This is a genomic window from Nocardiopsis listeri, assembly GCF_020741345.1.
GTDB classification, from domain to species: domain Bacteria; phylum Actinomycetota; class Actinomycetes; order Streptosporangiales; family Streptosporangiaceae; genus Nocardiopsis; species Nocardiopsis listeri_A.
This window is the reverse complement of the sequence record NZ_DYZD01000426.1, coordinates 1-7,357: the sequence shown is the minus strand read 5'-3', so window position 1 is coordinate 7,357 and position 7,357 is coordinate 1. Positions and strand designations below refer to the sequence as shown.

At 67.9% G+C, this 7,357-nt stretch carries 10 protein-coding genes; all 10 read left to right on the top strand.

Annotated elements, in window-relative coordinates; genetic code table 11:
- Positions 1–846: phage major capsid protein (locus K8V84_RS22970; protein ID WP_304078583.1), on the top strand; the 846-nt coding region annotated here is incomplete at its 5' end.
- 1 nt (position 847) lies between these two features.
- On the top strand, positions 848–1,264 hold the full coding sequence (locus K8V84_RS22965) for a hypothetical protein (RefSeq protein ID WP_304078582.1): 417 nt from the start codon (positions 848–850) through the stop codon (positions 1,262–1,264).
- Positions 1,265–1,269: 5 nt separating this feature from the next.
- Entirely contained in the window at positions 1,270–1,635 is a 366-nt protein-coding gene (locus tag K8V84_RS22960; RefSeq protein WP_304078581.1) for a hypothetical protein, read from the top strand.
- Complete coding sequence (locus K8V84_RS22955) at positions 1,635–1,970, top strand: hypothetical protein (RefSeq protein WP_304078580.1); 336 nt, start codon at positions 1,635–1,637, stop codon at positions 1,968–1,970. The genes K8V84_RS22960 and K8V84_RS22955 overlap by 1 nt, the downstream gene beginning before the upstream one ends.
- Complete coding sequence (locus K8V84_RS22950) at positions 1,949–2,380, top strand: hypothetical protein (protein ID WP_304078579.1); 432 nt, start codon at positions 1,949–1,951, stop codon at positions 2,378–2,380. The genes K8V84_RS22955 and K8V84_RS22950 overlap by 22 nt, the downstream gene beginning before the upstream one ends.
- A gap of 10 nt (positions 2,381–2,390) precedes the next feature.
- On the top strand, positions 2,391–3,023 hold the full coding sequence (locus K8V84_RS22945; protein ID WP_304078578.1) for a hypothetical protein: 633 nt from the start codon (positions 2,391–2,393) through the stop codon (positions 3,021–3,023).
- A gap of 77 nt (positions 3,024–3,100) precedes the next feature.
- Positions 3,101–3,499, top strand: a complete 399-nt coding sequence (locus K8V84_RS22940; RefSeq protein ID WP_304078577.1) for a hypothetical protein — start codon at positions 3,101–3,103, stop codon at positions 3,497–3,499.
- Positions 3,500–3,519: 20 nt separating this feature from the next.
- A complete protein-coding gene (locus tag K8V84_RS22935; RefSeq protein WP_304078576.1) occupies positions 3,520–3,855 on the top strand; it encodes a hypothetical protein in 336 nt (111 codons plus the stop codon).
- Between the two features lie 27 nt (positions 3,856–3,882).
- A complete protein-coding gene (locus K8V84_RS22930) occupies positions 3,883–6,831 on the top strand; it encodes a tape measure protein (protein ID WP_304078575.1) in 2,949 nt (982 codons plus the stop codon).
- A gap of 22 nt (positions 6,832–6,853) precedes the next feature.
- On the top strand, positions 6,854–7,210 hold the full coding sequence (locus tag K8V84_RS22925; RefSeq protein ID WP_304078574.1) for a hypothetical protein: 357 nt from the start codon (positions 6,854–6,856) through the stop codon (positions 7,208–7,210).
- Positions 7,211–7,357: the final 147 nt, after the last annotated feature.

Sequence of the window (7,357 nt, the reverse complement as noted above, 5' to 3'; positions counted from 1 at the left end):
GAGGTTGCCGCTGAAATCTGGCAGCCCATCCAGGAGAACTCCCAGGTGATGCGCCTGGCCCAGCAGGTGGACCTGCCGGGTGGCGGTGTTGAGGTGGAGATCATCACCGGTGACGCCGAGGCCGAGTTCGTGGCCGAGACCGACGAGAAGCCGGTCTCCCGCCCGACCCTGGACTCGCGTCTGATGCGCGGGTACACGATCGCGACGATCGTGCCGTTCTCCAACCAGTTCCGTCGGGACAAGACCCGGCTCTACTCCGCCCTGGTGTCCCGGCTTCCGCTGGCGTTGGCCAGGCGGTTTGACCGTGCGGTCCTGCTCGGCGAAGGGGCACCTTCGTCTGCGGACTTCGACACCCTCGAGGACATCGAGACCGTGAGCATCGACTCGCCGCGGACCGGGTTCTTGGAGGCCATGCAGTCCGTGGCCCTGAACCCGACCGAGGAGGCCGGTGGTGACGTCACCGGGTGGTTGCTGTCCACTGGCGGTGAGCTCATCGCCCTGGGTGCTGATGACGGCAACGGTCGCCCGCTGCTGATCGACAACATCCAGACCGAGGGCAGCATCGGCTCCATCTACGCGCGGCCCGTTTTCCGGTCCCGCTCCGTGGCGGACGCCGCGACCTCCACCGTCGGGTACGGCGGTGACTGGCGGTCCGCGCACTGGGGCCAGGTCGAGGGTGTAACTGTGTCCATCTCGGACCAGGCGACCCTCACCGACGGCGACGAGACCATCAACCTCTGGCAGCGCAACATGTTCGCGGTGCGTGCGGAGATCGAGGTCGGTTTCCGTGTCCGCGAGGAGGGCCACTTCGTGCGCCTGACCGGTGACGTCAACGGCGGTAGCTGACATGTCCTGGGCCACACCTGAGGACGTCATCGACCGGTGGGTGGGGCCCGGGGCACCGGCCGATGAGGACCTCATCCAGAAGTGGCTGGACGACGCCGCGGTGATCATCCGCTCCGAGGTGCCCGACATCGACGACCGGGTGGATGACCCGGACACCCCACCGGATCTGGCGACCGTGGTGTTTGTACAGGCCCGCATGGTGATGCGGTGCCTGCAAAACCCCAGGGGCGTCCGGCAGGAGGGCGTGGGCCCGTACAACACCACCTACGCCGGCGACCGTCCGGGCACACCGTGGCTCACCGATGAGGAGCGGGCACTGCTCCTCGGCGAGCCAGTGCGGGGCCGGCAGCGTGCGTTCACCGTCGACACCACACCGGCGGGGGCCTTGACCCGTACCCCGCCGGACCCGTGGGGGTGAGGTAGATGACCCGTGGCCCTGTGACCCGTATCCGGCACACACCGGGCGGGTGGGACGCCTACGGCGACCCCATCCCCGGTGGCATGGACGAGGTGATCATCAACGACTGTGTGTGGGCGCCCAGGGTGGCCACCGCAGACGGCGGGATCGGCGAGGAGGCCATGCCGCCGGGACGCCTCGGTGCCACGGAAGGGTTCGCTCTGTTCCCCCCGCCGGGGGCGGACATCGTGCGCACCGATCAGATCCGCCTACCCATCCGGGGTGAGGGCGGTGTGCTGTTCGACATCGAGGGCGAGGTCGGCGAGTGGATCTCGCCGTACACCGGTATCGCCATGGGTGGCCAGGTCACCCTGAAGAGAGCGGAGGGGTAATGGCTCGTGTACGTGTCCGACTCGACCATGCAGGTATCCGCCAGGTCCTGTCGTCCTATCCCGGGGTGCGGTCCATGGTGGACGACGCCGCCGAAAAGGTCGGGGGTGCGGTCCGCGCTCAGGGCCTCATCGCCGATTCCCCAGGCCGGGAGATGGGGGTGGACCTGACTGGTGATACCGAGGTGCGGTCCGCGATCGGCCACGACGGCCGGCCCGTGGGCCTGGTGTCCATCCGCCACCCCGCCGGGGTGGCCATGCAGGCCAAGCACGGTGTGTTGACGCGTGCCGTGCGGGTGCTGGGAGGGGGCGCCTCGTGGAACCCCCGGAACCAGTAGATGCCTATGGCGACACCGAACACCTCCTGGTCGACTACCTGGCATCGGCCATCTGGCCGCCGGACGTGGGAGAGGTACGTGCCGCCGTGGCGCTGCCGCACGACTGGACACCCCGGGTCGGCTACTCGGTGGTGCAGGTGGCCGTGGACAGCTCGGTGCACCACGCGGCGTGGGGTGGGCACTCGCTCGCTCAGGACGTGCTGGTGCGCCTGACCGCCTGGCCGGCCGCCGCCGAGGGCACCAACCTGCCGTCCCCCACCCGTGCGAAGCGCCTGTGCCGCCTGGCCGAGTCCGTGCTGATGGCCTGGCCGGGCCGCCCCGTATCCGGGGTGGTGAGCACAGATGACGCCCCGTCCGGGGTGCCGATCGCAACATGCACCGTGACCGTGGGCCGCGCGCCCACCAACTAGGAGAAACACCATGCAGGGCAACAACAACAACGCCGCGGTGTGGGCGAACGGCTACGTGCTGATCGGCCCCGCCGACGCCGAGATCCCCCAGAACGGGGCCGTTTTCGACGAGACGTGGACGTCCGTCGGGTACCTGTCCGGTGGGGACGGATTCACCGAGTCCACCGAGACCGACACCGAGATGCACCGGGCGTGGGGTGGCCACCTCATCGCCGTGTCCGCGGCCAACTACACGATCACCCGACAGTTCACCGCGCTGGAGTCCAACGCGCGCACCTACCGGCTGGCCTACCCGGGCCACTCGGTGGAGTTCGCCAACGACGGGTCCGGTGACTACGAGGGCTACATCAACCAGCCCGAACTACAGGACAAGTTCAGGATCGCGTTCATCACCCGTACCGGGTCCTCCGAGGCCGGGTACCGGGAACGCCGATTCGTGTCCGCCGGGTACGCGATGGTGACCGAGCGCGGTGACGTGTCCGAGACCGAAACCGACCTGCAGTCCCGCGAGCTGACGGTTACGTTCTTCCCTGCCGTCGACGAGGAGTCGTCCGGCGGTATCCACTACACGCTGCCGGGTGAGGAGTCGCAGTACCCGCTGGTTTACGTGTGGAAGGGCGACCCGCTCGCCGCCAACAGCTAACCCCGAACACATCGAGACCGGCCCCGGGCGGCGTGCGTGGCGCCCGGGGCCTCTCCACGCACAGGGAGTGATCACGCATGAGTGAACAGACCAGCGCCGACCGAGTAGCTGACCTCGAAGCGCAAATCGCTGAGCTCAAAGCCGCCCAGGGCCCCACTGCGAAGGCCCAGCCGGCACAGTCGTTGCGGGCTGTGGCCACCGCCACCGACCCCGACAAGCCCAAGTTCGTCCACTGCAAGGGCGAACGCTTCCGGTTGCCCGAACTCAGGGATGTCGACATCGATGTCCTGGAAGCGTTCGAGCAGGGCAAGGTCGTCGGAACCGTCAAGGGCATCCTCGGCGAGCAGGCGATCGTCAGGATCCGTGCGCTGCACGGCGGCACCCTACGGGTCACCGACCTGGAACCGATCATGGAGCAGGTCGCCAAGGCCTACGGGTTCACCTCGGCGGGGGAATCCGCGGCCTCCTCCGGCTGATCCGGGAACACCCGGAAGCGGTGGAGGCCGACCTCGCACGCACCGGCGACAGCCTCGCCGACCTATGGGCGGGGCGCCTGTCGCTGTGGCAAGCGTGGGCACGGATCCGTCACTCACCTGCTGAGTCCGCGGTCGGTCACGCCACCGGCCAAGCGGACGGGTGGCCGCTGCCCGCGTACCTGCTCGCTGACATCTACCAGGTGATCGTCGGCAAACCGCACCCGGCTGACCCGCGCACCCCCCGCATGAAGAAGCACAAGGCCACCGAGGCTGTGCGGATGCGCGATGAGCTGGCCGCCTACGACCGCGAACGCGCCCAGCTTCTCGCCCGGCAGAGGGCAGCAGAGCACCACTGAACACCGCACCACGGGAGGTGACGCCCCGTGGCCAACGTGGGGTATGCAACGCTCACCGTCTCGCCCTCTCTGCGGGGGGCGCAGGCGACCATGCAGCGCCAGCTCAGCGGCATCATGCCCGCCGCTGGACAGCGCGCTGGACGCCAGCTGGGGGCCGGTATCCAGACCGGCACCCAGCGGGGTGTGGGGCGGTTGTCCGGGGCGATGGGTGCGATCGGTGGGGCGGTGGCCTCCACGACCTCCTCCATCCGTGAACGGTTCGGTGGAGCGTTTGGGGCCGCGTCCGCTGGCGCCGGGGAGCTCCGTGCCCAGATCCGGGGCATGGCGACGATGGGCGCGACCCTGGCCGCTGGGCTCGGGTTCATCAACATCGCGTCGGACATCTACCAGGTCGCCACCGGTGCCCAGCACACCGAGGCCGTCCTGGAGGGCCTGTACGAGACCGCTGGGCACGGCGCCGATGAGGCCCAGAAGATGATGGGCCTGCTCAACGACCGGTTCGGCCAGTCCGGTATTGCGATGCAGGCGTTCCAGCAGGGCGCCTCCGACCTCGCCTACCTGGGGCTCACGGCCGAAGAGACTGCGAATCTCATGCAGTTCATGGAGTCGACGATCTCCGCGACCGGCGGCTCCGCCGAGGAGCTCGGCCGGGTCACCACCGCCCTGGCCTCTGCTCAGAACGCGGGCCGGGCGTCGGCTGCCGAGCTGAACCAGATCTCGCAGGCGGGTGTGCCGATCTATGACATGCTCGCCGACCACCTGGGGATCACCAACGCCCAGATCCGCGACCTCACCGGGTCCGGTGAACTTCTGGTCGAGGACGTCCTGGAGGCCATGCAGGCCCAGGGCGGCACCTGGGCGGCCGGTCTGGTCGACGGCGCCGAACGGGCTGACCGCACGTGGTCCTCGGCGTGGGACTCCATGCGCAACACCTTCATCAACGGTGTCGCCAACGAGCTCATCCCGTTGCTGGACCGGGTCTCACCCATCGTGCACCGAATGGCTGACGGTGTGGGAGCCGCATTCGGGGCCCTGCCCGGGGTGCTCTCCCGTGCCGGTCAGGCGATGCGCGACTCCGGTGTGACCACCGCCCTGGAGACCATCGCCCGGGGTGTGGCGGACCTGGCCCGCGGTGCCGGGCCGGCACTGGTCGGATTCGCTATCGGTGCCGGGGCTGCCGTGGCCGGGCTCGTCCTGGCCTTGGAACCGCTAGGGGACCTGCTCGGGCAGGTCGGCGTGTGGATGCAGAACAACCAGACCGTGGTCCAGGTGTTCGGCCTGGTGGTCGGCGCTCTGGCCACCGCATGGTTCACCGTCGTCAAGCCGATTCTGGCTGTGGTCGCCGCGTTCAAGGCCGGCGGGGCCGCGATCGCGTTGTTGTCCAACCCGGTCGGTTGGGTCATCGGTGCGCTCGCCCTCCTCGCTGCGGGATTCGTCTACGCCTGGAAGAACAGCGAAAAGTTCCGGGACGCAGTGGTCGGGGCGTGGGAGTGGGTCAAGGACGCGACCGCCGAGGTCGTGAACTGGTTCACCTCCACAGCGTGGCCCGCCATCCAAGAGTGGTGGGACAACGTCGTGGAGTCGGCCTCTGGCGCCTCTGGCCACTGGGCGGACGCGTGGGAGTCCATCAAGACCATCTTCTCGCAGGTGTGGGAGATCATCAGCGGCCTGTGGGACGAGTACGGGCAGGCGTTCATCAACGACATGATGACCCTCGGCGAACTCCTGAAGTCGATGTGGTCAGGGCTGTGGACCGCGATCGGCGGCATCCTCTCCGGGGCCTGGCAGATCATCTCCGGAGTGTTCTCCGGAGCCCTCCAGATCATCTCCGGCATCCTCGACTTTTTCATCGGCCTTTTCACCGGCGACTGGCAGCGCATGTGGGACGGCATCGTCTCCATCGGTGAGGGCCTGTGGACCGCGATCGTCGCGATCTTCGAAGGTCTGGTCACCGCGATCTGGGGGATCCTCCAGGGCCTGTGGGACATCATCGTCGGCATCTGGGAGGCCATCTACACCTGGCTCGTCGGCAACAGCATCGTGCCCGACCTGGTTGAAGCGATCGTCGAATGGTTCCACAAGCTGTCCGACTGGATCGGCGATGTCCTGTCCGCGATGTGGGACATCATCAAGGGGATCTGGACCAAGATCTACGACGGCATCTCCTCAGTGGTGTCCACCATCGTGGACGCGGTCACCTCGGCGTGGAACCGGGCGCGCACCACCACACAACGCCTGTTCCAGGCGGTATGGGACACCATCACTAGAATCTGGAACCGAATCCGCACCACCATCTCCAACGCGGTGACCTCGGCTCGCACCACCATCTCCAACGCCTGGAACACGGTCCGTACCACCACGTCGACCGCGTGGAACGCGATCGTGTCGGCGGTGACGACACGGGTGACGAACCTGATCTCGCGGGTGCGGCAGATCCCCTCCCGGATCTACCAGGTGTTCTCCAACATCGGAACCCGAATGCGCACCATCGGCCGGAACATCATCACCGGCATCATCAACGGGATCACCGGCGCTGCGAGCCGGCTCTACGACCGCATGCGCAACCTTGCCTCGAGTGCTCTGGACGCCGCCAAGGGCGCACTCGGCATCAGCTCTCCGTCGAAGGTGTTCCGGGATGAGGTCGGTGGAGAGATCATCTCCGGCCTCCTCGGTGGGCTGGCTGCAGGCCAGTCGCAGGTGGACCGGGCTATGGCCAGCCTGGTGTCCGAACGTCCGGAGATCGGGGCGGTGCGGGTGCCGGTGTCCAGTGAGGTCGCCCAGCACGCGGCTGCCCAGCAGTCCCGTATCGCCTCCGCCCAGCAGGACCTGATCCGTGCTGAGGTGCGGTCCACCGATCTACTCGAGCGGCTGCTCGCCGCGGTCCGCGACCAGGACGGCGACTTCGTCTTCCAGGTGGATTCCCGAGAGATCGCTCGCGCCAACAGGGCCGGCGAGCGCGAGATGTCGCGCAGGTAACCAACACGAAGAAGGAGGGGCTATGGCCTTTCAGAATGGGATGCTCACCCCGGCCGCGGGTGCAGCCGTCACCGATGTGGCGGAGGTGTCGCTCCACTCCGCCGAGCCCGACGGCAGCGGCTCCAACGAACTGTCCGGTGGGGGGTATGCCCGACAATCGGTGACGTGGGGAACCCCGTCCAGTGGCATGGTCACCGCCTCCAACGACCCTGAGTTCTCCGTACCGGGTGAAGGCACGTGGGTGCGCTGGTGCGGCCTGTGGGACGACAGCGGCGCCTTCTTCGGCGCCATCGAGCTCGACACTCAGGTCGAATACCCCGCCGCCGGTACCTACACCATCAGCCCGCTGAGGGTCGGGGCCCGCAACCCCACCACCTGAGAGAGGGGGGATTCGTGTGGCGATCGTCTGGTCGAACAGCTTCGACGGCGAGCACTTCCTGGCCGTCACCCCCGCCAACTCGGCGGCCACCGGTGATGCGCTCGATGGGGTGTCCGGTCCCGTGGTGTACCTGTCCGATGACTGGGT

Excerpts from the sequence above, each read along its gene's own strand:
- K8V84_RS22955 (WP_304078580.1), top strand. The coding sequence starts at position 1,635 with ATGGCTCGTGTACGTGTCCGACTCGACCATGCAGGTATCCGCCAGGTC.
- K8V84_RS22965 (WP_304078582.1), top strand. The coding sequence starts at position 848 with ATGTCCTGGGCCACACCTGAGGACGTCATCGACCGGTGGGTGGGGCCC.
- K8V84_RS22945 (WP_304078578.1), top strand. The coding sequence starts at position 2,391 with ATGCAGGGCAACAACAACAACGCCGCGGTGTGGGCGAACGGCTACGTG.
- K8V84_RS22960 (WP_304078581.1), top strand. The coding sequence starts at position 1,270 with ATGACCCGTGGCCCTGTGACCCGTATCCGGCACACACCGGGCGGGTGG.
- K8V84_RS22925 (WP_304078574.1), top strand. The coding sequence starts at position 6,854 with ATGGCCTTTCAGAATGGGATGCTCACCCCGGCCGCGGGTGCAGCCGTC.
- K8V84_RS22940 (WP_304078577.1), top strand. The coding sequence starts at position 3,101 with ATGAGTGAACAGACCAGCGCCGACCGAGTAGCTGACCTCGAAGCGCAA.